Annotated in this window: 23 protein-coding genes and 1 pseudogene; 22 read left to right on the top strand and 2 right to left on the bottom strand. The window is 40.0% G+C overall.

Annotation, left to right across the window (positions count from 1 at the left end):
* Window positions 1-11: 11 nt before the first annotated feature.
* Window positions 12-866, bottom strand: coding sequence for a DMT family transporter (locus PE36_RS04150; protein ID WP_255348857.1), 855 nt, complete (start codon window positions 864-866; stop codon window positions 12-14).
* Between the two features lie 344 nt (window positions 867-1,210).
* Between PE36_RS04150 and PE36_RS04145 the strand changes: the two genes are divergently transcribed.
* Entirely contained in the window at window positions 1,211-2,293 is a 1,083-nt protein-coding gene (locus PE36_RS04145) for a sensor domain-containing diguanylate cyclase (protein WP_006030711.1), read from the top strand.
* Between the two features lie 104 nt (window positions 2,294-2,397).
* Here the strand turns inward: PE36_RS04145 and malK are convergent, their stop codons facing one another.
* Window positions 2,398-3,507: a maltose/maltodextrin ABC transporter ATP-binding protein MalK gene (gene malK, locus PE36_RS04140; RefSeq protein ID WP_006030710.1), complete on the bottom strand. Its 1,110-nt coding sequence runs from the start codon at window positions 3,505-3,507 to the stop codon at window positions 2,398-2,400.
* A gap of 397 nt (window positions 3,508-3,904) precedes the next feature.
* On the opposite strand from malK, the gene malE reads away from it, so the two are divergent.
* From malE to PE36_RS04030, 21 genes and pseudogenes are all read left to right on the top strand, one after another.
* Window positions 3,905-5,080 carry a maltose/maltodextrin ABC transporter substrate-binding protein MalE gene (gene malE / locus PE36_RS04135; RefSeq protein ID WP_006030709.1) on the top strand — a complete coding sequence of 392 codons (1,176 nt, stop codon included), beginning with the start codon at window positions 3,905-3,907 and terminating at the stop codon, window positions 5,078-5,080.
* Window positions 5,081-5,180: 100 nt separating this feature from the next.
* Window positions 5,181-6,779, top strand: a complete 1,599-nt coding sequence (gene malF / locus PE36_RS04130) for a maltose ABC transporter permease MalF (RefSeq protein WP_006030708.1) — start codon at window positions 5,181-5,183, stop codon at window positions 6,777-6,779.
* Between the two features lie 52 nt (window positions 6,780-6,831).
* The gene (gene malG, locus PE36_RS04125) at window positions 6,832-7,722 is read left to right on the top strand and encodes a maltose ABC transporter permease MalG (protein ID WP_006030707.1); all 891 of its coding nucleotides are present in this window, start codon (window positions 6,832-6,834) and stop codon (window positions 7,720-7,722) included.
* A 265-nt stretch (window positions 7,723-7,987) separates the two neighbouring features.
* Window positions 7,988-8,692, top strand: coding sequence for a monofunctional biosynthetic peptidoglycan transglycosylase (mtgA, locus tag PE36_RS04120; RefSeq protein WP_006030706.1), 705 nt, complete (start codon window positions 7,988-7,990; stop codon window positions 8,690-8,692).
* Between the two features lie 352 nt (window positions 8,693-9,044).
* Entirely contained in the window at window positions 9,045-9,506 is a 462-nt protein-coding gene (locus tag PE36_RS04115) for a carboxymuconolactone decarboxylase family protein (RefSeq protein WP_006030705.1), read from the top strand.
* Between the two features lie 16 nt (window positions 9,507-9,522).
* Entirely contained in the window at window positions 9,523-10,293 is a 771-nt protein-coding gene (locus tag PE36_RS04110) for a helix-turn-helix domain-containing protein (RefSeq protein ID WP_006030704.1), read from the top strand.
* A gap of 234 nt (window positions 10,294-10,527) precedes the next feature.
* Window positions 10,528-11,280, top strand: a complete 753-nt coding sequence (locus PE36_RS04105) for a bifunctional 2-polyprenyl-6-hydroxyphenol methylase/3-demethylubiquinol 3-O-methyltransferase UbiG (RefSeq protein WP_232286524.1) — start codon at window positions 10,528-10,530, stop codon at window positions 11,278-11,280.
* A 93-nt stretch (window positions 11,281-11,373) separates the two neighbouring features.
* Window positions 11,374-11,760: a nuclear transport factor 2 family protein gene (locus PE36_RS04100; protein WP_006030702.1), complete on the top strand. Its 387-nt coding sequence runs from the start codon at window positions 11,374-11,376 to the stop codon at window positions 11,758-11,760.
* Window positions 11,761-11,902: 142 nt separating this feature from the next.
* Window positions 11,903-12,127: a DUF3955 domain-containing protein gene (locus tag PE36_RS04095; protein ID WP_006030701.1), complete on the top strand. Its 225-nt coding sequence runs from the start codon at window positions 11,903-11,905 to the stop codon at window positions 12,125-12,127.
* 102 nt (window positions 12,128-12,229) lie between these two features.
* Window positions 12,230-12,538, top strand: a complete 309-nt coding sequence (locus tag PE36_RS04090; protein ID WP_232286523.1) for a DUF3781 domain-containing protein — start codon at window positions 12,230-12,232, stop codon at window positions 12,536-12,538.
* A 616-nt stretch (window positions 12,539-13,154) separates the two neighbouring features.
* Window positions 13,155-15,833 (top strand): hypothetical protein, encoded by a 2,679-nt coding sequence (locus tag PE36_RS04085; protein ID WP_006030699.1) that lies wholly within the window; start codon window positions 13,155-13,157, stop codon window positions 15,831-15,833.
* Between the two features lie 78 nt (window positions 15,834-15,911).
* On the top strand, window positions 15,912-16,925 hold the full coding sequence (locus tag PE36_RS04080; protein WP_006030698.1) for a hypothetical protein: 1,014 nt from the start codon (window positions 15,912-15,914) through the stop codon (window positions 16,923-16,925).
* 192 nt (window positions 16,926-17,117) lie between these two features.
* Window positions 17,118-17,387: a GNAT family N-acetyltransferase gene (locus PE36_RS24965; protein ID WP_006030697.1), complete on the top strand. Its 270-nt coding sequence runs from the start codon at window positions 17,118-17,120 to the stop codon at window positions 17,385-17,387.
* A gap of 767 nt (window positions 17,388-18,154) precedes the next feature.
* The gene (locus PE36_RS24345; RefSeq protein ID WP_157517753.1) at window positions 18,155-18,493 is read left to right on the top strand and encodes a hypothetical protein; all 339 of its coding nucleotides are present in this window, start codon (window positions 18,155-18,157) and stop codon (window positions 18,491-18,493) included.
* A gap of 533 nt (window positions 18,494-19,026) precedes the next feature.
* Window positions 19,027-19,167, top strand: a complete 141-nt coding sequence (locus PE36_RS24340; protein ID WP_006030693.1) for a hypothetical protein — start codon at window positions 19,027-19,029, stop codon at window positions 19,165-19,167.
* 164 nt (window positions 19,168-19,331) lie between these two features.
* On the top strand, window positions 19,332-19,682 hold the full coding sequence (gene tnpB, locus PE36_RS04055; protein WP_006030692.1) for an IS66 family insertion sequence element accessory protein TnpB: 351 nt from the start codon (window positions 19,332-19,334) through the stop codon (window positions 19,680-19,682).
* An 84-nt stretch (window positions 19,683-19,766) separates the two neighbouring features.
* Window positions 19,767-21,246, top strand: a pseudogene (locus PE36_RS04050) (IS66 family transposase).
* A gap of 163 nt (window positions 21,247-21,409) precedes the next feature.
* Entirely contained in the window at window positions 21,410-22,123 is a 714-nt protein-coding gene (locus tag PE36_RS04045) for a 2OG-Fe dioxygenase family protein (protein ID WP_043993893.1), read from the top strand.
* A gap of 1 nt (window position 22,124) precedes the next feature.
* Entirely contained in the window at window positions 22,125-23,015 is an 891-nt protein-coding gene (locus PE36_RS04040; protein ID WP_006030686.1) for a DMT family transporter, read from the top strand.
* Window positions 23,008-23,253: a 2Fe-2S iron-sulfur cluster binding domain-containing protein gene (locus PE36_RS04035; RefSeq protein ID WP_006030685.1), complete on the top strand. Its 246-nt coding sequence runs from the start codon at window positions 23,008-23,010 to the stop codon at window positions 23,251-23,253. Before PE36_RS04040 ends, PE36_RS04035 begins: the two co-directional genes overlap by 8 nt.
* Window positions 23,254-23,260: 7 nt before the next feature.
* Window positions 23,261-24,391: a hypothetical protein gene (locus tag PE36_RS04030; RefSeq protein ID WP_006030684.1), complete on the top strand. Its 1,131-nt coding sequence runs from the start codon at window positions 23,261-23,263 to the stop codon at window positions 24,389-24,391.
* Window positions 24,392-24,394: the final 3 nt, after the last annotated feature.

Genomic DNA, 24,394 nt, shown 5'->3' with positions numbered 1-24,394 from the left:
GGTATAAAAACCTATGCAGTAGCTTTAATTCTAACTTTATTACTTCTCCACCTAATTAGGCCGTGTATTAGCAAGGTGGCGATAACGACACTGCCACCCTGAAGTGCTTTTGTGCTGGGGACTTCGTTTAACACTAGCCAGATCCAAAGCGGTCCTGCAGCCGTTTCCAACAGCATCAGCATGCCGACCTCTGCTGCGGGGATCCGCATAGGCCCGATACTAATCAAGATAAACGCCAACGGGATCACGACGAGACAATAGAGCAGCATCCAACCCCAACTGTTTCCTTGCAATGCCATGGGATCGCCTGCGACTACGCTGATGGCGGCGATCATAATACTGGCTGAAATCAGCACAGGGGTCATATTGCGATGACTCACAGCGCGGTCGTTCACAAACTTGGCTGCGAGTGTAATACCACACAGTAGCGCGAGCAGATCGCCTATCAAATTGGGGCTTTGCCAAGAGCCTGCCAGCACCCAAGATACGCCTAGCATCGAGATAACAATGGCTATCCAGGTGACGAGAGGTGACTTTTCACCATAAAATACTCTCGCCATCACCGCGGAAAACAAGGGTTGTGCACTTATAATCACCAACACATTAGCGACTGAGGTGAGGTTAACTGCGCACACAAAACTAATGGTGCTAATAACAAATAGCAGTGATGAGCGGATAAAAGGGGCATCAAAGCAGAACATGGCTTGCTTAGGCATGCTGTATCGGCACCAGACTGCAGCGACCAGACTGAGTAATAACCCGCGCCAGAACAGCAGGTCGAAGGAATGAGCTTCAATTAAGCGGATCATCAGCGCGTCGAAGCTAAGTATGAGCACGCCAAAAGCGGTTAATAGAAATCCTTTCATATATTCAACGTTCATTCTTACCTCTGACGTTACTGCATAACCACAACACTTCCGCTGTGCGCACTCGACTGGTCTTAATCGCATACGAAAGAGTACCTTAAAAATTCACAATACCGCAAGTATGCAAGTTCAAAATTGCTCCCAAAAATACGGTTCCTAAAATTTGACGGAGCAGTCCGAACTACAACTAATATGCCGCTCGCCGATCAACTTTATGACGATGTGTGCCGATAGCGGAACAATGACTTGTTATTAAATTGTTAATAAGTTATGTTTTATAGTTAGTGACAAGTGCTTCACGTAGGATGGCTGTGAAGTTGATTTGAAGGATAGGGGGTTCCTTTGTGAATACTAAACCGACTTATGAGCAACTTTTGTCTCGAGTGCAAGAGTTAGAAATCCAGCGTCAACAGGCTTCTCCACCACCAATAATGAGTGAGGAGCATTTAGTTTGGCTTGAAAGTACGCCTGTTTGCAACAAGGCCGTTGACCTTGATTTTAATTTGAAATATATGAATGCAGCGGGAGTTAACGCGTTAAAAATTGATGACGTTGAAAAGTATTATGGTAAACCTTATCCGTTCAGTTTTTATCCTGAAAGCTTTAAACGTACAATGACTAAGTGCATGAATAAAGCGATAGCGACAAAGCAGGTTGTTACACAAGAGAGTCCGATAACAAACCTCGAAAATGTGCGTATATGGTATCATTCAACCATTACACCAGTACTTGATAGTAACGCAAATGTAGACTACTTAATTATTTCTTCAATTGATATCACCGAGAGCAAAGTTGCCGAGCAAGCCCTCAGCCAACATAGCGTTATGTTGGAAACAATAGTGTCTAAACGCACACAATACCTAGAAAAAGAGATTAAAGAACGTCGGGAATCTGAAGAAAAGATCACTTACCTTGCTAATCACGATCAGTTAACCCAACTTGCTAATCGGTATCTCCTATTTGGCAGGTTAAAACAAGCATGTGCGAGGGCAGAAATAGAAGATACTAAAGTGGCAATACTTTTTATTGACCTCGACGGTTTCAAGTTTATTAATGATAAAATGGGGCATGATTTTGGTGACCAAGTCCTTATAGAGCAAGCTAAACGTATATCTTGTTGTTTGAGATCTACAGATACTGCGGCTCGCTATGGTGGCGATGAGTTTGTGGTTTTGCTTACTGATGTTAGAGATATTCGCAGTATTGAAAAGGTAGCAAAGAGATTACGAGTATCTTTAAACCAACCTGTAATGATAAATAATTTAAGTGTCAATTTGAGTGCATCTATTGGGATTTCATTTTTCCCTGACCATACATTAATCCCAAAAGAATTAATATCTCAAGCAGATAAAGCCATGTATCAAGTAAAAAATAAAGGTAAAAATGGATTTCAATTCGTTGTTAATACCTTGTGCCTTAAGGTTTAACTCTTTAGAATCCCCCAGCATTATGCCTAACTGAGTAACGTACAACTTGGGGCAATGTCGAGTTAGCTAGGCTAGCTAACTCGTTTATAGAGCGTTGTGAGCTATTAACGCGTCGTTTCTTTGTGCAAACGCTGGCACGCCAAACCATCTTTGTGGAACAAATGGCAACGGTGTGCTGGAATACCAATATCCAATTTCTCACCAGCATCAATGGATAGTGTATCAGCAACGCGATAAATAACATCTTCGTCACTGCCTTCAATGTGCAAATAGACTTGTGTTTCATTACCCAGTTTTTCTACTACAATAGTTTCACCCGTAATCACGATATCTGCGTGTTCAGTTGGTACTAAATGTTCTGGGCGAATACCTAACGTCATTTCATCTCCTGCATTAACCGTTTTACCATCAACAGGGATCCAAACACTCTGGCAATTAGGTAACAGTACTTCAACACGCTCTGCTTCTACCGCTTGGATATGCACGTTAATGAAGTTCATTTTTGGTGAACCAATAAAACCGGCCACAAACAAATTTTTAGGATAATGATAAATATCTAACGGTGCGCCAAATTGTGCCACATTACCACCATCGAGTACCACGATCTTATCGGCCATGGTCATCGCTTCAACTTGATCATGGGTTACGTAGATCATCGTACAGCCCAATTGCTTGTGTAGCTTGGCTAATTCAATGCGCATTTTTACCCGCAATGCAGCATCCAAATTTGACAGCGGTTCATCTAATAAAAATACTTTCGGTTGTGATACTAAGGTTCGGCCAATCGCGACGCGTTGACGTTGACCACCGGATAACGATTTAGGTTTGCGATCGAGTAATGGTGTTAGCTGCAGAATATCGGCCGCATGTTTCACCCGATCTTTGATTAACTGCTTATCTGCTTTTGCTAATTTTAAGCCAAATGACATGTTATCGGTTAAATCTAAGTGGGGGTAAAGTGCATAAGATTGGAATACCATACCGACTCCACGTTTTGAGGGTTCGACATCATTCATGCGTTTACCGCCAATAAATAGATCACCTGATGTGATATCTTCAAGCCCGGCAATACAGCGTAACAAGGTTGACTTACCGCAACCTGATGGACCCACGAAAACAACAAATTCACCATCATTTATTTCGAGATTTATGTTTTCAGAAATAAGTACATCATCATAGGCTTTACATACATTGTTTAACGTGACACTTGCCATCTCGCGAGTCCTTTTTTATGATTAATTAGAATATCTTATACAGCATTCTTCGATGTTGATAGTGTGTTTTATATGCCCTTACACTGCATCATCCTTGGCAAAAACTTTTAGGGTGGAGAAGATGGGAGGAGTGCATGGATCACATTTTATTTATTGTTGCTTTATTATCGCTCTAAATAGGTATTTAATCACTGATTAGTGTGCGAGCCATCGCATTTTTATCGCCTTTATTAATCAACTAAGTAAAATATATTGTTCAAGTTCACGCTTTTGGCTTTGCGGGAGCTAGGCGTAGGATAAAGGATGATGTAGGCAATGGCTTTTTGTATGACTATACCCTCCAACGCAGACAACTTGTCTGGTAAGTTTGAAAGCTAATTTAATAAGGATATAAGTGATGAGAAAAACCTTAACGGCGGTAGCACTACTAACTGCAATGAACTCTTTTTCTGCCTTTGCTGCTATTGAAGAAGGCCAGTTAACGATTTGGATTAACGGTGATAAAGGTTACAACGGTCTTGCTGAAGTCGGTAAGCTGTTTGAAGCTGATACCGGCATTAAGGTAACTGTTGCACATCCAGACAGCTTACAAGACAAGTTCCCACAAGTCGCTGCAACAGGTGATGGTCCAGATATCATATTTTGGGCACATGACCGGTTTGGTGGTTATGCTCAAGCCGGTTTATTAGCTGAGGTTAAACCATCTAAAGAGTTAAAAGACAGCATGATTGACTTTACTTGGGATGCGGTAAAATACAAAGGTAAATACATCGGCTATCCAGTTGCGGTTGAATCACTCTCACTTATCTATAATAAAGACTTAATTAAAACACCGCCAAAGAACTGGGAAGACATAGCGGCATTAGACAAGCAGCTTAAAACCCAGGGCAAGTCGGCAATTATGTGGAATCTAAAAGAACCGTACTTCACTTGGCCACTCATGGCGGCTGACGGTGGTTATGCATTTAAAGCCAATGCCAGCGGTTATGATGTTAAAGACGCTGGCGTGAATAATGCGGGCGTTAAAAGCAGTATGCAGTTAGTACAAAAACTATTAGCAGATAACGTCATTTCACCCGATATGGATTACTCGGTATCAGAGTCTGAGTTTATCAAAGGTAATGTGGCGATGACGATCAATGGTCCGTGGTCATGGGGCAACATAGACAAATCTGAGATTAATTATGGCGTCGTTGAGTTACCGAAATTTAATGGCCAGCATTCGAAACCGTTTGTCGGGATATTAACCGCGGGTATCAGTACTGCGTCACCAAATAAAGATTTAGCGGTTGAATTTATCGAAAATTATTTACTGACCAATGAAGGTTTGGCTAAAGTGAATAACGACAAACCATTGGGCGCGGTTGCGCTGACATCATTTCAGCAACAACTGGCGAGTGATAGCCGTATTGCAGCGACGATGGGTAATGCGATGAATGGTGAGATCATGCCGAACATCCCACAAATGAATGCATTCTGGGGCGCGACTAAAAATGCCATCATTAATATTGTTGATGGTCGTCAATCGATTGATGCGGCATTAAGTGATGCAGAAAAACAGATGACGAAATAACGTTTATCCGTTTTAGTACTTTCTGTTTTATTAATAGTTAAGTAATAAGATATGAGGGGAGGTTATCTCTCCTCTTGCTGTTTATTAGGTAGGTTCTTCCATGCAGACTGTTAAAGTAGCTGAAATTCTGGGTGATACACCAGACTCTCAACAGACTCCCGACCAAGTCAATTCTCGATTTATTTCTCCGCATTTTATCAAATGGTGCACCCTCACACTGATTGGGTTAATGAATGGTTATGCGTCAGTATTGATGTACTCACGCGGTGAGACGTCATTTGCGGTATTAACGTTGATTTTAACCTCGTTAGCTTTGTATATTTTTGGTAGTAAAAAGACCTACGCACACCGTTATATTTATCCGGGTGTCGCGGGTATGATCTTATTCATTATTTTCCCGCTGGTGTATACGGTGGGTATCGCGTTTACCAATTACAGTGCCAAAAACCAGTTGTCGTTTGAACGGGCCCAATCGGTGTTGCTAGATAGTACCTATCAAAGTGGTGACAGTTATAAATTCGATTTGTATCGCAGTGAAAATGGCTATCGCCTTGCGATTAAAGACGGTGCGCAGTTATTAGTCACCGATGAGATTAATTTAACTCAGCCAGAAAACCGACGTTTAGTGCTAACCGCGACAGATGACGTTGTTGGTAGCAAAGCGAAAATAAAAGAAATTATTAAAAACCGCGCGACGTTAAATACGGTGGACTTGGTATTACCTAATGGTAATGAAATTCGCATGAGCGGGTTACGTAAATTTGCCGCCGTACAGCCGCTTTACAGTGTCGAGAAAGACGGTACTACGTTAATTAATAACCAAGATAAAACGGTGCTTATTCCAAATGTGGAAACTGGTTTTTATCAAACTATTGATGCCGAAGGTAACTATATTGGCGACCCGATATCGCCTGGTTTTACGGTGGTGATTGGTACCGCCAACTTTGAGCGTATTTGGCAAGATGATGGTATTAAAGAACCCTTCATTAACATTTTCTTTTGGACGATAATTTTCTCTGGGTTATCTGTGGTAGCCACTGTGATCATCGGGTTGGTACTGGCGAGTATCGTGCAGTGGGAAGCATTACGTGGCCGCGCTATTTATCGCATGCTGTTAATTTTACCTTATGCCGTACCGTCATTTATTTCTATCTTGATCTTCAAAGGGCTATTTAACCAAAGCTTCGGTGAAATTAATATGGTGTTAGAAGCCATGTTTGGTTTGTCACCAAGTTGGTTCTCTGATCCAATCTCGGCTAAAGCCATGGTATTGATGGTTAATATTTGGTTAGGTTTCCCGTACATGATGATCTTAAGCATGGGTATGTTGAAATCAATCCCGGATGATTTATATGAAGCATCGGCATTGGATGGTGCTGGTCCGCTGCAAAACTTCAAGAACATTACGTTCCCGATGATGATGAAACCATTAATGCCGTTAATGATTGCCAGCTTCTCGTTTAACTTTAATAACTTTGTACTGATCCAGCTGTTAACGCAGGGCGGACCAAACATGATAGGTACCAGTGAACCAGCGGGTTATACCGACTTGTTAGTTAACTACACCTATCGCATTGCCTTTGAAGGTGCTGGTGGCCAAGACTTTGGCTTAGCCAGTGCAATTACGACGCTTATCTTCTTGTTAGTGGGTGGTTTAGCGCTCTTTAACTTACGTTTCACCAAGTTGTCAGAAAAGTAATCCACAGCAATTATCTACAACAATTACCTAAAGTAAATCGAGGAGTAACAGTATGGCTATGGTACAAGGGAAATCATTAAAATATCGGGTGTGGGCTGCTCACTTGGCACTGTGTGCGCTGCTGGTGGTGATTATTTTCCCATTGGTTATGGTCGTGGCAATTTCGTTACGTGAAGGCAACTTTGCGACGGGTGGCATTATTCCGACATCACCGACATTAGATCACTGGCGTTTAGCGTTAGGTTTCTCGGTAACGAATGCGGATGGCAGTATTACCCCGCCGCCATTCCCAGTGTTGTTGTGGTTGTGGAACTCGGTAAAAGTAGCGGCGATATCGTCGGTGATGATTGTAGCGCTGTCGACCACGTCTGCGTATGCATTTGCACGTTTACGTTTCGGTGGTAAAGACACCATCTTAAAAGCGATGATGATCTTCCAGATGTTCCCAGCAGTATTAGCTTTGGTCGCTTTGTATGCCTTGTTTGATAAATTAGGGCAGTATGTGCCGTTCTTGGGGCTGAATACCCACGGCGGTCTGATCTTTGCTTATCTGGGCGGCATTGCCCTGCATGTATGGACGATTAAAGGTTACTTTGAATCGATAGATGGTTCATTAGAAGAAGCGGCTGCATTGGATGGCGCTACGCCTTGGCAAGCATTCCGTTTGGTGTTGTTACCACTTTCGGTGCCAATACTGGCGGTAGTCTTTATCCTCGCGTTCATCGCTGCGGTAACCGAAGTACCAGTAGCCTCGCTATTATTGTCTGACGTGAATAACTATACCTTAGCAGTAGGCATGCAACAGTATCTGTATCCACAAAATTATCTGTGGGGTGACTTTGCCGCGGCAGCTGTGTTGTCGGCATTACCTATCACAGCGGTATTCTTAATTGCCCAACGCTGGTTAGTTGGCGGCCTCACGTCAGGTGGTGTGAAAGGGTAGGGTTAGCTAACCTTTTAATGGTTCTTATATAACAAAATCTATAACTATAGCCAGTGGATGATGTACTTTTACTATTTAATAAAAAAGTACTGACCGCTGGTTTTTTTTGCGCTATTTATTTGAAATAAATCCTACATTAACGGGCCTCTGTAACCTGTATTGGTTAAGTGATATTTATTCACTTCCCCTTCAACCTCACTGATTTAATCATGCAAAATAAAAAATGTTGCTATAATAGAACTAATTTTTTCTTAGATTATTAACAATGAAAAAAAACAAAACGGCTCATCAGAAGAGTTTGAAAAAGCGCATATTAGGTTATGCTGTGATTACTTTCTCCAGCTTGTTTATGGCGAGTATCATGCTGACCCTACCTTTGCGTTGGTTAAATCCTTTTACTACCACCTTCATTATTCAAGAGAGCATTGCCGATAAAAAAATAATCCCTTTAGATTGGGTACCCTACGAAAACATTGCTAAAACGCTGCCAATTGCGATCGTTGCATCGGAAGATCAGAAATTTCCAGACCATTTTGGTTTTGATTTTGACTCTCTTTATAAAGCATTAACTGAAAACCGTGAACAAACGCGCGGAGCGAGCACCATTAGCCAACAATTGGTTAAAAATCTTTATTTGTGGCCCGGACGAAGCTTACTTAGAAAAGGGTTAGAAGCATACTTCACGATCTTGATAGAGGTGTTTCTGCCGAAACGTAGAATCTTAGAGATTTATCTTAATGTGGTTGAATTTGCACCTGGAGTATATGGGGTAGGAGCGGCGAGTCGCAAATTATTTGCCCGGTCACCCGCACAAATAAGTGCTTATCAGGCCGCTTTGTTAGCTGCCGTATTACCCAACCCAAAGCGAATGTCTGCTGCAGCCCCTTCTTCCTATGTGCTAAACCGTGCGGCACAAATTCAAAACTCGGTGCGATCATTAGGCGGAGTGGCTTACCTGAAAAATTTATAACAAAAGCCAATACCCTGAACGGTGATCAGGCTGTTGAGGTTAAGTAATATTGGCCACTGATTTGTAGTTTTGTAAGGGGCTTTGTACCACAAGTGCCTCAATCCCAACTACACCAATCACTATCGGTTTTATAATCACTTCAACTCGATTCTGCCCCTAAGTGAGTTAGGGCTTCTACTCATTCATAATATAAGTATATCTGTTTCTCATACAGCATAATTAACAGGAGTGATTCGAAAGCCGCGAACAGTATTACTTAGCCACTACATCATCCGGTTTCGGTGATGTCGAAAATCTTCAATAAATAAGACCGTGTATTGTTTATTCTTGTATTTTTAAGAGCGGTATTGTTATGACCTATAGAATTAATTATTATGCAGTGTCACCAAAATTAATGACTATTTTATTAAGACAAGAAAGGTGTCTTCAGCAACAATTTAGTCTGTCACCAACCTTGACGATTGCAATATGGGAACTCGTTAAATTACGTGTATCTCAGATTAATCAATGTGCATTTTGCATCGATATGCACAGTAAAGATGCATTAAAGCAAGGTGAACTTGTTGAACGTCTAATTGGATTATCAGCTTGGCAAGATATGCCGTTGTATACAGAAGCCGAACAGAGTGCTTTACATTGGGCTGAATGTATTACATCAGGACTGTCGGTACCAGACCGCCTGTACCAAAGTACAGTAGGGATATTTGGTGAGCCGGGTCTGGTCGATTTGACCTTGGCTGTCAATGCTATTAACAGTTGGAATCGTATTGCTAAAGCTTTTAAACCAGAAGTTGGTAGTTATAAGCCAAGCTAAAAGGAGATTTTAACATTTGAAATCCTCGTTAGAATTTAAATTAATTCAGCCTAAAGGGTTGTTGTCGCCTTACATTCAAGGGATATGGTCTGCGTCGGTTCATAGTTCTGAGGCTATCGAGCACTGGTTACATGGTGATGCATGTAGCGGTATCATATTTAATCTTGGATCCGCGATTAAGCTTGGAGATGTGAGTTTCCCTACGGGGGTGATAGCATTACCTGTCAGTAAGTGTGCCCAGAAAATTTCTCTTCCACCGGGATCTAAATTGGTTGGGTTACGTTTTCATCCAGCAATCGGGGTCGGTGTGCTTGGGAAGCGTTACGACGAACCGAAAATAGTAACTGCTGATAGTAAAATGACATTAGCACTACAAGCTTTAAGTGAGTCACTTACATCGATTCGTGGTCACTTCGCATGTATCACAACATTATACCGCTGGTTGATAGATTCGTTAGATTTGTCATGTCCAATTCCGATTCAATTAGATCAAGCTCTTAAAGCTATAGAAAAGTCGCAAACACCTACACAACTTTGCAATGCTATTACGATCAGTCAGCGTCAGATTGAACGTCAGTTCCAAAGGTGGTTAGGGTTAACCCCTAAGCATTATCAACGTATTTTACGCGTGAAATCTGTGATAAATGTGCTTCGTGAAATCCCTGATAGTAACCTTGCCGATTTGGCTCTAAGCCATGGTTTCAGCGATCAATCACATATGACACGTGAATGTAAAAAAATAGCCAAAATAACGCCAAAGGTATTTACAAAACGAGTGCATTTATAAAATATTGGCTCAGATCAGAGAACCTAACACGTATTTGCCCCAAATCGAGTTAGATTTTTTACTCCCCCATGTTTTGTTCATGGAAGTTCGCCATACATTTTATCATGTGAAAAATGGGAGTAATTTGTTATATCAAAGTTACTCATCGAAATTGACCACTCAGTCTTAAATATTCCTATTAATTAAATACAATGTACTGTAATTTTAACTACCTATTTATGAGTGGAATGATAAGTGTCTACAGGAGAAGTACTAATGGTGAGTGTGGAAGAACATTATGAAAGCCTATTATCTGATGTATATACATGGCTAATGGGTGGATTTGATGAAGCAAAAAGAAGTAATTTAGAGTTCTTTCAAAATAGAAACATTACTCCCTCATCTTCTGGTATCGCTTTTGATTTAGGTGCGGGATCTGGCTTTCAATCTATCCCTTTGGCAGAACTCGGTTTTAATGTAACAGCAATAGACCTTAGCCAAAAATTATTGGATGAGCTAAGGTCGAACTCTAATAATAAGTCACTCGTTACCATCAATGATGATATTTTAAATTTCAGGGACCATCTTAGTACTAATTGTGAATTGATAGTCTGTATGACTGATACAATTACGCATCTAAAATCGAAAAATGACGCTTTAACTATATTCCAGAACTCATTTAGTTCGCTTGAGGATGGTGGGACGTTAATTCTAACGTTTCGTGACTTATCTACAGAACTTAAAGATACAGATAGATTTATTCCAGTGAGAAGTGACGAAAATATCATCTTCACCTGTTTTTTAGAATATGAGTGTGAAACAGTTAAGATACATGACATTGTTTACATCAAAAAAAATGATAAATGGGAACTTAATAAAAGTTCTTATCGTAAGATTCGACTCTCTGTCGAGTGGGTAGAAAAACAACTTTCTAATATTGGCTTTAAAATTGAAGAGTCAAGTAATAGGAACGGTTTTCAAACAATCGTAGCTGTAAAACAAAGCTAGATTACAATGATAAAATCAAGATGCCAAGCCACTTTTTACCCATTATTTGGGCGTTAGATTTTATTGAATTCTGTACATTATAAGTAGGAAATTATGATCAATCGTGAATGGTTAATTGAATTGTTTTCGCATCTGGAAAATGGAAACCCCCAAGGGTTCTTTGCACATGTCCATGATGATGTTGTATGGGAAGTAACTGGAACTCATCCGCTTGCAGGTATCTTTACATCTAAGCAAGACTTCATTTCGGGGACAATTTCAAAATTAAACGAAGTATTAGAGTCACCTTTATCATTGAAATTAGTTTCTTGTATTACTGATGGGAGTTCAGCTTCAATTGAATTGATTGCCAATTCAGTAACAAAAAAAGGGGCTGAGTTTCATAATCGTTATTGTTGGGTTTGCGAATTTGAGAATAGCCAAATAGTACGGGTTCGTGCATATTTAGATTCAGCATTAGTTGCTAAAACACTGGCTTAACGTTGTAGAATTGAGTTTAGTGCACAAAATCTAACAAGGGTTTTCAAGTCGGATTCGTAACAGCTTGCTCGGTTCCACTTCGTTTCACATTTTAGCAAGCTATTATCCGTCGCTTTAAACGGCGTTATATGCAGGAGGCTAAATGAATTTTTTCACTAATAAAGCTCTTACTCTTGCCCTGATTTCGCTTGGTTTGGGATTGATTTTTATAATAGCCGAAAATATCTTTTATCAGTTTGTAGATAGTGACGGTGTTCTTCATGAGAGTATGTTCATGCCACTTGGTGTGATAAGTATTACTGTTGGCATTTTATTTTTATTGTTTTTTATAATACAAAAAATACGCTGTTCGTTTCACAAAAAGTAAATTGCATATAACAAGAAAATCAACAAGGACACGTAACAGTTGGCTACGTTTCGCTACACAATTTTAACCAATTATTACTTAGCCTGTTATTTGGGCGCTGGTATGAGTTTACGTATGAATCAAGCTTTGAAAGTATCAATAACTAAAGGTTTTAAAAATACTCCTTTAGGATTTGTGAGAATAAGAAAAAACCTAAATGTCACTCATTTTTCAGACATTGAAACAGAGGGATATTTAAAAGAAATTCTTTTATCAACTCCTCTTGAGGATATAGAAACGAAGGGTAAAAATCATTATTTCAAATGCGTTGAGAGAAATACAATTTTAACTGTTAACTCCCATAGTTTTACTATCATCACAGCAAAGATAATTAACAAGAGTCCGCGGATAAAAAACTCCAACTATAAATAAGGTGTCGCGCAGCCGACACCTTATTTAAGTGGTACAGTGAATTTGGCCACTTGCTTAGAAGTTTCCAATACAAAACCTTATCTGAATAAATGTTCTAACAAGGTTTTGTCCATCAATGGCTTAGGGTGATCGCTCTAAGCCGAAACTGCCCCTTTCTGTGTTAGCAAACATGATTGATTTTTCCAATAATTCCTGTTTTTCAAGACTATTGGCACCTTCAAGAATTTTGACTTCATTGGCACCAATTGGACAGGCATGATCTTCATTTTCTGCTATGGTAATCCCAGTTTTTTGTTAGTAATAATTATAAAACCGACATTCCGCATCCCTAAATAGATATTATTACTGGTGAGTAGATCACAATAATTATTACTTATTGAATATTAAAAAGTTTCCATGCCATATTAATATATTGTCTTTCTTCTGAACTATTGATGGGGTGGTACATTGCTTAAATTTCATATTGCATTCTTATTCACATTTAAAAATCCATCATGGGCAACAATCGTATCTTTTACGAACGTGTAGGCAACTCCTTCGAAAGAATTGCCAAAACTACGTGCGGAATGTCGGATAAAACTCTCACTTAAATAATAAATAAGCAAAAGGGACTTACATGAAAAAGGAAACTGCAGTTCAACTGAAGGATGATGCGGGACAGGATACTGCATCAATTAAAAGTGTCGGTAACGACGTCGTCAGACAAATAAAAAGATCACCTATACCTACCCCCATACCTATTCAATATGCGGATGAAGTCCGCTTTCAAAAACCAGAACAGCCTACCTATGCAATCTTGCCCTCAATTTTTTCTATATTGAGTTTGTTGTTTATGGCAACGCTGTCTAGCATTATGTTTATTCAGCTGTTCAATCCCGCTGTTACAGGCTTGGCTTGGGTGGGTGATTTGTTTACCTTTTTGAAACCACCTCAGGCTGGGGCGAATATGGCCGCGTGGACGTGGGTGCCTTTCTTGTTCACTATCATCGGTAGTGTTTTGGGTATGTTGTTTGAACTGGGTTTGTTACTGAGCGGTCACGCCTTTCAGCAAACGCGAACTAAGTTTGGCGTATTCATTTTAAATCTTCGCCTATTAAATTTAGCCCCTGTGGTTACTACCATCTTCTTCTTTATTACTTGTATGGTTGTGACTCATGCAGACATGCGCTTTACCATGCTCTATCTTGCGGGCGGCGCCTGCTTTGGTTTGGGTTTCGCCTTGTTCTTTGGCGGTGCACAGGCCCTAGTACCATTAGTGCTGGCGGGTATTCAGGTTGCACAAATAATAATGGTGCTCACCGGTACAATCCCTGCAGGCGGAGAAATCATTGCGTGGTTGCTAGTGGGACAGGCTGCATTGCAGCTAACGGCATTGTTGATCGGTACCGCGACTCCCTGGAAGAGCACAGCCTTTCATACGATTAGTACGATCTCTGGTGTTCTACTGTACAGCGCAATCTTAAACGTGACAGCTGCGGACATTAGCTTTTCTCAGTCAGTTGCAGTGGTGCTACCAGAGGGCTCTTTGGCTCTATGGGGTTTTGTGGGTGCTTGTATTACAGGTTTGGTATTGACGGTGGTTTTATTGCCGAAGACCCTCGGTGGTTTCCTCGTAATGTTGAGTAATACGATTTGGTCGCCGCTGTATTTCTTTTTGGTTAGCGCAGACCGTTTTCCTCATCCGTTTAATTTGACGGAAGTTTATGGTGGTAAAAAGCCACCTGCAAAAACCACCTTGAAGCCATACTATCAAGTGCACCCCGAGTTTTTACTGCAGCGTTTGAGTATTCCTGCCGTTGTTAATATCGAGGAATCAGTCACTCTGTTTAAAAAATTGATAAAGACAGCAAGGACCGCTTTCTCTGTCATGGCGATACTGGATCACTACCTGCCTCAGGCGAATGTTAAAATCCCCTTGACCAATAAAAAGCGTATGGCTATTTGGAGCGACGGTTCTGAATACTGGCCTGGCTTGTTTACGAAGAAAATATTTGGTTTACATCTACCCGACGGCGGCAAGATGGACACAGCGCCTGAGCCTGTGATTGCTGCTTTTAAAGAAGGCCAGTTGTTGGGGTATTTGGCCGAGTCTGGTGTGGCTTCGCCTTTCTTAAAGCCTGCACCAGAAATGGGCGAGGGTATCTTGACCATTGATTTCAGCTTCTTAGAAAACTATGAAACCAAGTCTGATTATGAGTCCTATGGTGGTGCGGCTTACTTTAAAGTAAACAGCACAAAACAGCGCTTGGAATTGATTTCTGTAGTAGCACCTCATACCACGGATGTATTGCCAGTCGATCCACGCAGCCCTAGCTTCCGTCGTGCGGAAAGCTTGGTCTTAGCGTCTATGTATTATCAAGTGATCAGCGGTAAGCACTTGGCTGAAATACATATGACTTATAACCTGGTTGAAGTAGCTATGCATGACGCCTTTGAGGCGCAAGGGCAGTGGGCGCATCCATTCAGAACATTCATGTATTTGCACTTCTTTGCCCACGAGTTGGCGGAAGAAATTACTACCGAACACTTGGTTCAAGAGGGCGCGGTGTTTAGTCAGGTCTTTGCGACTACCCATGATAGCTTGGTGCACCACTTAAACGACTGCTATTCCAACTTCGAGTATGGCGCAGATGAAGATTTTGAAGCGCGTGCTGCGATGCTGACTATGCAGGGTTCTGCGGGTAAGCCCGGCGAGCTATTGCCGAATGCCTGTATTAAGTGGGAGTTAGATTACGCTAAAATCTGGAATGGCTATACCACAGCATTGATCGATATTATTTATACGGATGATGCTGCGGTACAAGCGGATAAGTACTTGCAAGATTTCCACGCTGGCTTGTTACAAGTCATGGTCAAGGGTTTACCTGCACGTTACGAGGGCTTCCAGACTAAGGCGGGTATTGCACGCTTTGCTTCGGACACTATTCACCACACGGTTGTTCGTCATCAGGTTTATGGCACAACGGGGATACGTGCGGCTCTGGACCCTCGCATTAGTAAGGTTCAAGTGCCTGTGGATGGCGGCACCCCCGCTATTAATGAATGGCGCTCTTTGGCATTCGTGGCATTGGCAACCGGCAAGGCTAGATTCACGCTACTGCAAGGTGACTTTACTAACCTGCTCAATGGTGTCGATGCTAAGTATAAGGACGACATGCACAAGGTGTTTGACCAGCTGCAAGAAGATCTTGCTAAGTTAGAGACTGAGTGGACTGCTACGGAAGAAGATAAGCAGCGCAACTACAACTATTTCCGTGCAATACCCTCAGTACTGCATACCGGACCTGGTTATTAATTAACGCGGTAATAAGTCCCTCTGTTAAGCATTTGCTTGATGGAGGGTTTACCGTGCCTAATGAAAAGGAAATAGATCATGAGTTATTCAAAAAGCCAAACCATGTTGGCCTTTGCTTATATGTCTTATTATGGATTTGATTTAATTGGTCCCGATAAGTGTAATGCTCAAAAAATTGAGAAAGATATTAAGCATGCCTTAACCAGCTGGGCACCTGTTAAAGATGAATGGGAGTTGGTCTGGGGGCCGGGAGTATTTATCTTTGACCTTGCCTTGTTTGATGACAACTTAATGTACCTGGTGCGCAATATTAAAGATCCGTCACGTTATGTTATAGGCATACGCGGCACTAACCCGGTGGGGCTGAAAGACTGGTTAATAGAAGATTTTCAAGTGACCTGCATGGTGCCATGGCAGTACGGAAAACCTGCAGCTAAGTTGAAACCAAAAATTTCTAAGAGCACTGAAATTGGCATAACCAAGTTACAGGAAATGATTGCGGAACCCGGCGTACCTGGAGAGGGTAAGAGCTTATTAGAATTTTTACAGGGCGACATTGAGGGTAAAGACGCCGTTGATATCTGCGTGACGGGGCACAGTCTGGGTGGTGCTTTAGCGCCGACACTGGCTTTGTGGCTGAAGGATATCCAGGGCGAAAAATTGCCTGAGAGCGCAAAAATATCGACGGTTGCTTTTGCAGGCCCTTCCGCAGGTAATAAAGACTTCGCCACGTATTCCGATCAGCGCTTTGCAGAGGGCGAGTGTATTCGTGTGGCTAACTCCTTAGATGTAGCCCCCCATGCCTGGAATCAAAAGTCTCTGCGCAAGTTGTTCTTGTTATACAAGTCCGATTTTCTGCTGCCTGGGCCGCTTGTGATTGGCATGATCTCGGCCATGCTAGCTTTGTCGTGGCGTAAAGGCTATCAACAAATTGAGGCTGACGCTGAGCCTATACAAGGTCGATTTAAGCCTTTGTTGTATAACTATTTGGCACAAGGTATATACCAGCATGTGGTGGGCTATCCCGAAGCCATGGGCATGCTGGATGACAATGACATCCCTGTGTTTGAATTGTTTGCTGGGCAGCTGTAATACGCGGCTGATTAACAAGGGTAGCTCTGCCACCATTAAGTACCACTATTGTCCAGTAGTGGTACTTAGATATTCGTTAAATTTTAATACAGCAAGCAACGACGGTCGTATAATTTCTATCAATACTAAGTCGATTAATGGGCTTATTTATAAAAGGGAAGCGATACAGGATGTGGGGATGGGCAAGCAGGAATGGTTGTAATGGTTCCCTCGACTTCTAATGCTAGAAAATTGGCAAAAGAAGATGAGGTGGAAGTTCATCTTCTTGCGGTTAAAAAAGACTATAGAAATAATAATTTAGGTCATAGATTACTTAGCGAACTTATTCTTCAAGCACAGAATGAAGGGTATAAGAAAATAATTATTTGGACTCAATTTCTATCTTTATACTCGATCTTTATAAACCTAAAAAACAGTTGGTGTACGCACCTTCGAAGAAGCCATGACGCCCGCCATTATTGAAAAATTTAATGCGGGAACGACAGATGGAATAGGTAGCGGCTGGCGACTTATCTTACATCATCGATACAATAAGTAAGTCTCGTAGAGTTCAGTTAATAATGGCTGGGCAGTTAGTTGTGACCTTAGGCGATACATCAGCAATCTGGAGAGCACATCAGAAAAACGTAACAGACTTTGATATCTTGTTTAAGATGCTAAGCTGTAAACCAGATAAAGAGTTTGTTTTCTCCTATAAGTTGATCGGCTAACAAGTCAATTTCATCATACTTTATGTAATGCATTATTTGCTAAACATGGGTTACTTATATTGCCAAACGTTTTAGTTTCACTTTTTGTAAAAACCTAATGAGCTTAAATATATAGCTTCTATTCTTCATTATTTTACTTATAGAGCGCCCTATAAGTAAAAGTCTCAATTTTTCGGAATAACGTGGTCAATATCAGATTAATAAAAAGTATGTAATGCATTGATTTTAAAATTAGTTTAAGGTGATATTTAAAGTATTATCCGTCGTTTAAAAGTCTTATGAAGACGTCGGTATTATACACGTTATGTTCTTTTCCGTAGTTTATGAGACTTTGAATGGATCTTGAAAAGGTAAATCAATTTAGCTGGGTCTTGACTGACCTTATTATTGATTTAGGCACAGTCTCAAAATTTTATAGTGAATGTTATGAAACGAGTGATTTTGAGCCATTTGAAAATAAGTATCACCTAGGAAATCTTAAAATGGCGTCATATGGCAATAGGTGGAAAGGATAGTAAAATGAGAAAATTAATAGTATTCATAACCTTATCGAATTTTCTGTCTTTTAGCGCTATTTATGTGTTTGAGTTTACTTCTGGCGACTTGAATATCTTATTTGCAAGTGATTATGCATTTTATTCGATGCTACTACTAATTGGATTGGGAACAGTGTTTTCATTCTCAGGTCATAAGGTCGGGTACAGTGATCCGAGTAATGTCGCTGGAGTAGTTGCTAGCAGTTTAATAGAAAACAATTCACCTAAAACAACAACTATTACCAAGTTGGAAAGTACAAATTTAGGTCATAGATTCTTCATAGCTAGTTTGTTGCCTTTAGCTTTTTGTTTCTTTGCATAAGTTGTTAAAAACCACATAACTACATGTTATAAAGTTGAAGTTACCGTTTAGAAGTTCAAATGGGGTGAGGGTATCAGTTAGATTCTTTCACTTCCCCTATAAAATCTAATAAGTATAACCATCCGCTAGTATAATAAATATAACAAGGTTATGTCCATCAACCGCTTAGGGTGTTCACTCTAAGCCAAGTTTGCCCCGTTTCGTGTTAGATCTTTTACTCATTCGCAATATGATCATATCTGTTTGCCATATATTTGATAATGCAAGGAGGGAAGGATTTATCATGTCTTATAATTTACAAGAATTAACTTAAAATAGTGGTCAGTATTGCTTAGCCGTTATACATTTAGCGTTAGCCAACCTAAAGGTCTGAAATAAAATTAATGAAACCCACTGTTACAATACTTCAATAGACAAATTTATAAATTTTACTTGCAATAGAGGTTGTGTCCATACACGGTTAGTTAACCCCACCTACCAAATATTTTCAGTTATTGCATGATTATCTCTTCATTAAATGAAGGGATAAAACCATGTTACAAAATAAAAAAGAACAACATTGGCAGCGCATATTTCAGCTGCAAGCTGAAAGTGGCCTAAACAAATCAGAATTCTGTAAACGCAATAACATTACCGTATCCACATTTAATTTCTGGGCTAAAAAACTAAGCTAGCTATCACCAAAAAGAACAAATAAGCAGAAGGTTATACCACTCGTATTTCCTGAAACTAAACCTGACGAGCAACTCACTCTAACATTACCTAATGGTTATCAATTTTCATTTCCCGCGTCATTAGAACCGAGTAAATTACAGCAATTTTTAAGCGTGTTATCAGCATGACACCACACAAGCTGATCTACCTCGTTACTGGACATACAGATATGCGTAAATCCATTGACGGCTTATCTTTAATTGTCAGTGATGTACTGGAAATGGACCCGCTGAGCGAAGCTTGGTTTATTTTTTGTAATCGCCATCGCGACAAAATTAAGATCTTATTTTGGGATACCAATGGTTTCTGGCTTTATTATCGGCGCTTAGAGAAAGGCCGGTTTAAGTGGCCTTGCGCTACTGATGAGCAAGACGTACTGACAATCAACCAACATCAGCTAAATTGGTTGCTCTCAGGATTATCATTAGAAACCGCTCATGCACACAAGCCTTTAAATGGTCTCGCAGTGAGGTGATCGTCACTGGATCGACAATTGAGTGTTGCATGATCCAATACAACAGGCAAACTAGCGCTATCTACTTGTATTGAGCGCTAATAAATGACAACAGAACTACCTGATGATATTGAAAAATTAAAACAAATTCTGGAAAGTTGCAGCGTAAAATCAGGTGCTTAGCTCTAAAAGTATCGATTTGAATACAGATGACAAAGTGTTATCTGCTAAAAATAAAAAGCTTCAAAGCAGCCTTAACATTGCTTTAGAGCAGTTAAAAATCAACCGTAAAAAAGAATTTGGTTCACGCAGTGAAAAGATGCCAAAGGGCACATTTAACGAAGCTGAAGAAAACCAATCAGAAAGCAAACCTCGCGTACGAAAAGGACTTACCAAAACATCTTGAACGAGAAGAAAAGTCTTACGTTATCGAGACGCCAACATGCTCATGCTGTGGCCATGATATGCATGCGTGTGGTGAACAGATAAGCGAACAAGTTAAGATCATTCCAGAAAAAATCAGCGTTATTAAACACAGACAAACTAAATATGCTTGCCGTGAATGCGAAGCAACGTCCATTAGCTCATCAGTAGTAACCGCCCCAAAACCAGCACAGCCAATACCTGGCAGCATTGCTAGCCCCGAAGCGCTTGCCGCTGTTGTCGTTGCTAAATACTGCGATGCATTACCGCTCTATCGTTTGACTGATATCTTTGCTCGCGGTGGTCTTGAAATCACCCGAGGCACATTGGCTAATTGGTGTATTAAAAGCGCTGAATTACTCAGCCCATTAATAGCGGTAATGAAAACACATTTACTTGCTCAATCAACGCTCTGCGCAGATGAAACAACGATCCAAGTACTTGATGAAAAAGATCGAACTGCACAGCAAAAATCATACATGTGGGTTTATCGTAGTAATGAATACACGGCAAAGCCGGTTGTAATCTACGATTACCAACCGAGTCGCGCACGTCGCTGCCCTAAAACATTCTTAGCTGGGTTTGCAGGTTACTTACAATGCGATGGTTACAGTGCTTATGAAAATATCGACGATATTATTCCTGTTGGTTGCTGGGCTCATGCAAGACGTAAGTTTCACGATGCCCCTTAACCGCGCAGCCCAAAAAAACTGGCAAAGCCACCGTGGCATTAAATTACATTCAATCGCTTTACGCAATTGAGAAAAAAGCCAAACCAGTCTTGCAGCAATTTCATGAATGGCTAAGAAAAAGTGCAACAACAGTCACCCCGAAAAGTAAAATAGGCGTGGCCATTAGCTATACCTTAAATCAATGGGAAAAGCTGAGGAGCTATCTTAATTCGGGTGAATTAGGGATTGATAATAACATTACCGAACGGGATGTTAGGCCATTTACCACAAGTCGTAAAAATTGGATGTTCAGCCAATCAGTGGATGGTGCAGACGCGAGCGCAGTACTTTACAGTATTGTGATGACTTGTCGTGCGAACGATATAAACCCGTATTTATACTTCCAAAAACTCTTCACAGAACTGCCGCAACGGGATGAATTTGCTGATTTAAGTGATTTATTACCTTGGAATGCAGACCTAGACGCCTGATGATATCAGGCTTCACCGCCTAACTATGCTTACTTACATCATATCCATTTTCATCTAAACTCTCTGACCCATTAAAAAAAGTCATAAGTCATAAATAAATAAAATTATTCAAAGGCTTATGATGAATATAGTATTTCCATACCCAAACAAAAAGGAAATACACATGGATATTCCATACCCATACGTAAACGGATTTAAATTCATTAAAGGTTCTGCTCTATTATCTGACCACAGCTTAGAATTGAATGAAATATCAGACTTCAGAGAGTTCTTCAATGATAATATTGATTTGGACCCATACTCTCCAGTCAGAATTAGAGGCATGCTAAAAGTAGAGTATCACTACTCTACGCGTAAGCTTCTAAAAGCTTCCACTCAGAACTATTTTCAATCAGGTAACGCTAATAACTTAAATGGAGGAATGTCACGTTCATTTAATACTATTGAAGGTAGCCTTCTAAACATACCTGTATTTAAGGCTTTATTTCGTGAACATGAACCATACATTCGAAAGTATTGTGAGTTAAATGACGCAGCAACAGCCAATATCAGCATACACTTTATACGCTATCAAGCCCAAGAAGGAGAGGCTTCATATAGCTCTCCTGTTTGGTTACACCAAGATGACGAACCTCTTGTTTTTATTCATCTAATAAACCTTACAGCTAATACATTAGGAGCTGATAATGTTATCTCAGGTTTCGATGATATGCCGACCAATGTCATACGGTTAACTCATTTTATGGATTGTCTAGTTGTTGACCCTTCTTTAAAGCATGCCGTTACTCCTATCGGCTCGTCCAGTGGTACTTCTCGTAGAGACGTTATGCTTATCAATTTAGAAAATCCCTCTCAACAAAACCAAGGACACTATTGAAATGAAGTATTCGACAGACACTATAGGTCGCTTATACATGCTAATTGCGATGATTCTTTCTGGCTCGATTGGTTATTTCGCATTAGAGTCACAACAGGTTTCAGCTAACATCGTTTTTGTTCGCTGTATAATTGGGGCTCTATTTTTATTTGGCTATGTCTGGATCTTCAAGTTATATCCAGACCGAGCTGATATCACGTTTAAAACTCTACTAATGCTGCTCGTTGGAGGTCTAACATTGGTATTCAACTGGTTATTTCTATTCGAGTCATATAAAACACTTTCCATCGGAATAACAACCGTAATTTACAATACTCAGCCTTTTATTCTCATGATTCTTGGTGCATTTTTACTTAAAGAAAAGATAAAGTTAGAGAGCTTAATTCTAATTGTCATCGCCTTTATTGGGCTTGTTATTGTCGTTTTAGGTGGGGATATCCAACAAAGCGAAGTTAAAGTTTCCGGTGTAATTAACGCTCTAGTAGCTGCAACCCTTTATGCTATATCGACAATTTACACAAAGAAAATCACAAAATTAAAACCCACATTTATAGCCATGTGTCACTTGTGCATTGGATGCGTCGTATTCATAAATTTTGTTGATGTTGATAATTTCATTGCGAATATACCGACTGGCCACAACCTGATAATTTTAGGACTAGTACATACTGGATTTATGTACATATTTCTTTATGGTGCTTATGAAAAATCAGATATTTCCAGTTTAGCGATCATGTCATTTGTATATCCGATAGTAGCTCTTTCGTTAGATGTAATTATTTATGATTTGAAACTGACCCACATTGAGATATCTGGTGTGATAGTGATTTTACTATCTTTAATTACCTACAATTCAATCAATTACATAAAAGGCAATATGAAAAATGCTTAGTTGGTTAATAGGTAAAAAAGTAACTATTACAATGAACAAAAAAACGTTTGAGACGACCTCTAAAAAAACAATATTACAGGCTGCCATTGAGAACAATGTTTCGATGCGACACAACTGTGGCTCAGGTGTATGTGGTCAGTGTAGGTTTCAACTAGTTTCTGGAGAGCTTAAAAACTACAGCCAAAAGCCATTAGCTTGTCAAAGTTATCCAGAAACTGATATAGAAATAATCCAATAGGTCTAAAATGAATATACAAAACAATCCCAACGTGAATCCAAAATTATCTCAAGAAATTAGAGACTCATATGACAATAGTTTAATACCAAATAGATTTTCCACATGGTTAACAGGAAAAGCTCATTCAACTAAAACAACAAATACTGTTTTTAATTGGTGTACATATACTTTATTTACAATTTTGGGATTATTTGGTGGTCTATACGGCGTTTTAGTATCTTACAATTACTACGTGCAAGGAGTTTGTGCCCTTCTCATAGTTGCAATGTCACGAAGGCTAGCTGCAGTAGTAATACACCAAGCGGTGCATAATCGTCTAAGTGGTAACGAGTTATTCGATATGCTGATAGGCGAATTTTGTTCAATTATTACTTTGAGTCAAGATTATCATAGTTATAAAAAAGATCACTGTAAGACACACCATGCGCCAGACAGTTTTGCAACGGAAAGAGATCCAATTCTTATTTTTCTTACTAAGTCAGGTGTAAAACCGGGATTGACAGCACAAGAATTACGCTTAAGCTTTTGGTTATGCTTAGTTTCCCCACTTTTCCACATTAAATTTATACTAAAACGATTAGCATACAATATTAACAGTACTAAGCCGATTCGCACTGCCATATCTCTATCTTACTATTGCTTAGTGGGATGGTTGATTATCGAACAACAAAATTACTCAGCATTTATCTTTATATTCTTGGCGCTAGTAATTTTATATCAAATAAGTGCATTCATTGAGATTATTAGTGAACATTTGTGGTACGGAAACTTGGAGAATAGGAAAAATACTCCTTATTTCTACGCTGATATTTCTTGGGGACGATTTTGCGGCTTACAGTATCCCGTTAAGCGCAATAATTTATTCATGTGGTACGTGTGTAATTTAGCTTATCATCTACCAGTTAGGCTATTTATTCTTGTTGGCGATTTACCTCAACACGACTTTCATCATCGTCACCCTATCGTGGTTAACTGGGTTAACGCTGCTCAACTCCGCAATGACGCTATCTTGAAGATTCATGAAGAAGAGCCTCCTTACTTAGAGGTTTGGGGGATCCATAATGCAATTGGAATAGTTTTTGATCAATTAGCACTGTCACCAGTAGTTACGAATCAGATCGAAAATAACATAGATTAAGGT

The sequence above is a fragment of the Moritella sp. PE36 genome, assembly GCF_000170855.1.
Taxonomy (GTDB): Bacteria; Pseudomonadota; Gammaproteobacteria; order Enterobacterales; family Moritellaceae; genus Moritella.
The sequence above is the reverse complement of the archived record's forward strand: the minus strand, read 5'-3'. Positions and strand labels throughout refer to the sequence as shown.

Bases quoted from the DNA above. Each gene is read 5' to 3' on its own strand.
- PE36_RS04030 (WP_006030684.1), top strand. From the start codon at position 23,261: ATGAATATACAAAACAATCCCAACGTGAATCCAAAATTATCTCAAGAA.
- PE36_RS24340 (WP_006030693.1), top strand. From the start codon at position 19,027: ATGTTACAAAATAAAAAAGAACAACATTGGCAGCGCATATTTCAGCTG.
- mtgA (WP_006030706.1), top strand. From the start codon at position 7,988: ATGAAAAAAAACAAAACGGCTCATCAGAAGAGTTTGAAAAAGCGCATA.
- PE36_RS04085 (WP_006030699.1), top strand. From the start codon at position 13,155: ATGAAAAAGGAAACTGCAGTTCAACTGAAGGATGATGCGGGACAGGAT.
- PE36_RS04090 (WP_232286523.1), top strand. From the start codon at position 12,230: ATGAGTTTACGTATGAATCAAGCTTTGAAAGTATCAATAACTAAAGGT.
- PE36_RS04035 (WP_006030685.1), top strand. From the start codon at position 23,008: ATGCTTAGTTGGTTAATAGGTAAAAAAGTAACTATTACAATGAACAAA.
- tnpB (WP_006030692.1), top strand. From the start codon at position 19,332: ATGACACCACACAAGCTGATCTACCTCGTTACTGGACATACAGATATG.
- PE36_RS04100 (WP_006030702.1), top strand. From the start codon at position 11,374: ATGATCAATCGTGAATGGTTAATTGAATTGTTTTCGCATCTGGAAAAT.
- malK (WP_006030710.1), bottom strand. From the start codon at position 3,507: ATGGCAAGTGTCACGTTAAACAATGTATGTAAAGCCTATGATGATGTA.
- PE36_RS04095 (WP_006030701.1), top strand. From the start codon at position 11,903: ATGAATTTTTTCACTAATAAAGCTCTTACTCTTGCCCTGATTTCGCTT.
- PE36_RS04045 (WP_043993893.1), top strand. From the start codon at position 21,410: ATGGATATTCCATACCCATACGTAAACGGATTTAAATTCATTAAAGGT.
- PE36_RS24965 (WP_006030697.1), top strand. From the start codon at position 17,118: ATGGTTGTAATGGTTCCCTCGACTTCTAATGCTAGAAAATTGGCAAAA.
- PE36_RS04080 (WP_006030698.1), top strand. From the start codon at position 15,912: ATGAGTTATTCAAAAAGCCAAACCATGTTGGCCTTTGCTTATATGTCT.
- malF (WP_006030708.1), top strand. From the start codon at position 5,181: ATGCAGACTGTTAAAGTAGCTGAAATTCTGGGTGATACACCAGACTCT.
- PE36_RS04115 (WP_006030705.1), top strand. From the start codon at position 9,045: ATGACCTATAGAATTAATTATTATGCAGTGTCACCAAAATTAATGACT.
- malE (WP_006030709.1), top strand. From the start codon at position 3,905: ATGAGAAAAACCTTAACGGCGGTAGCACTACTAACTGCAATGAACTCT.
- PE36_RS04150 (WP_255348857.1), bottom strand. From the start codon at position 866: ATGAAAGGATTTCTATTAACCGCTTTTGGCGTGCTCATACTTAGCTTC.
- PE36_RS04040 (WP_006030686.1), top strand. From the start codon at position 22,125: ATGAAGTATTCGACAGACACTATAGGTCGCTTATACATGCTAATTGCG.
- malG (WP_006030707.1), top strand. From the start codon at position 6,832: ATGGCTATGGTACAAGGGAAATCATTAAAATATCGGGTGTGGGCTGCT.
- PE36_RS24345 (WP_157517753.1), top strand. From the start codon at position 18,155: ATGAGAAAATTAATAGTATTCATAACCTTATCGAATTTTCTGTCTTTT.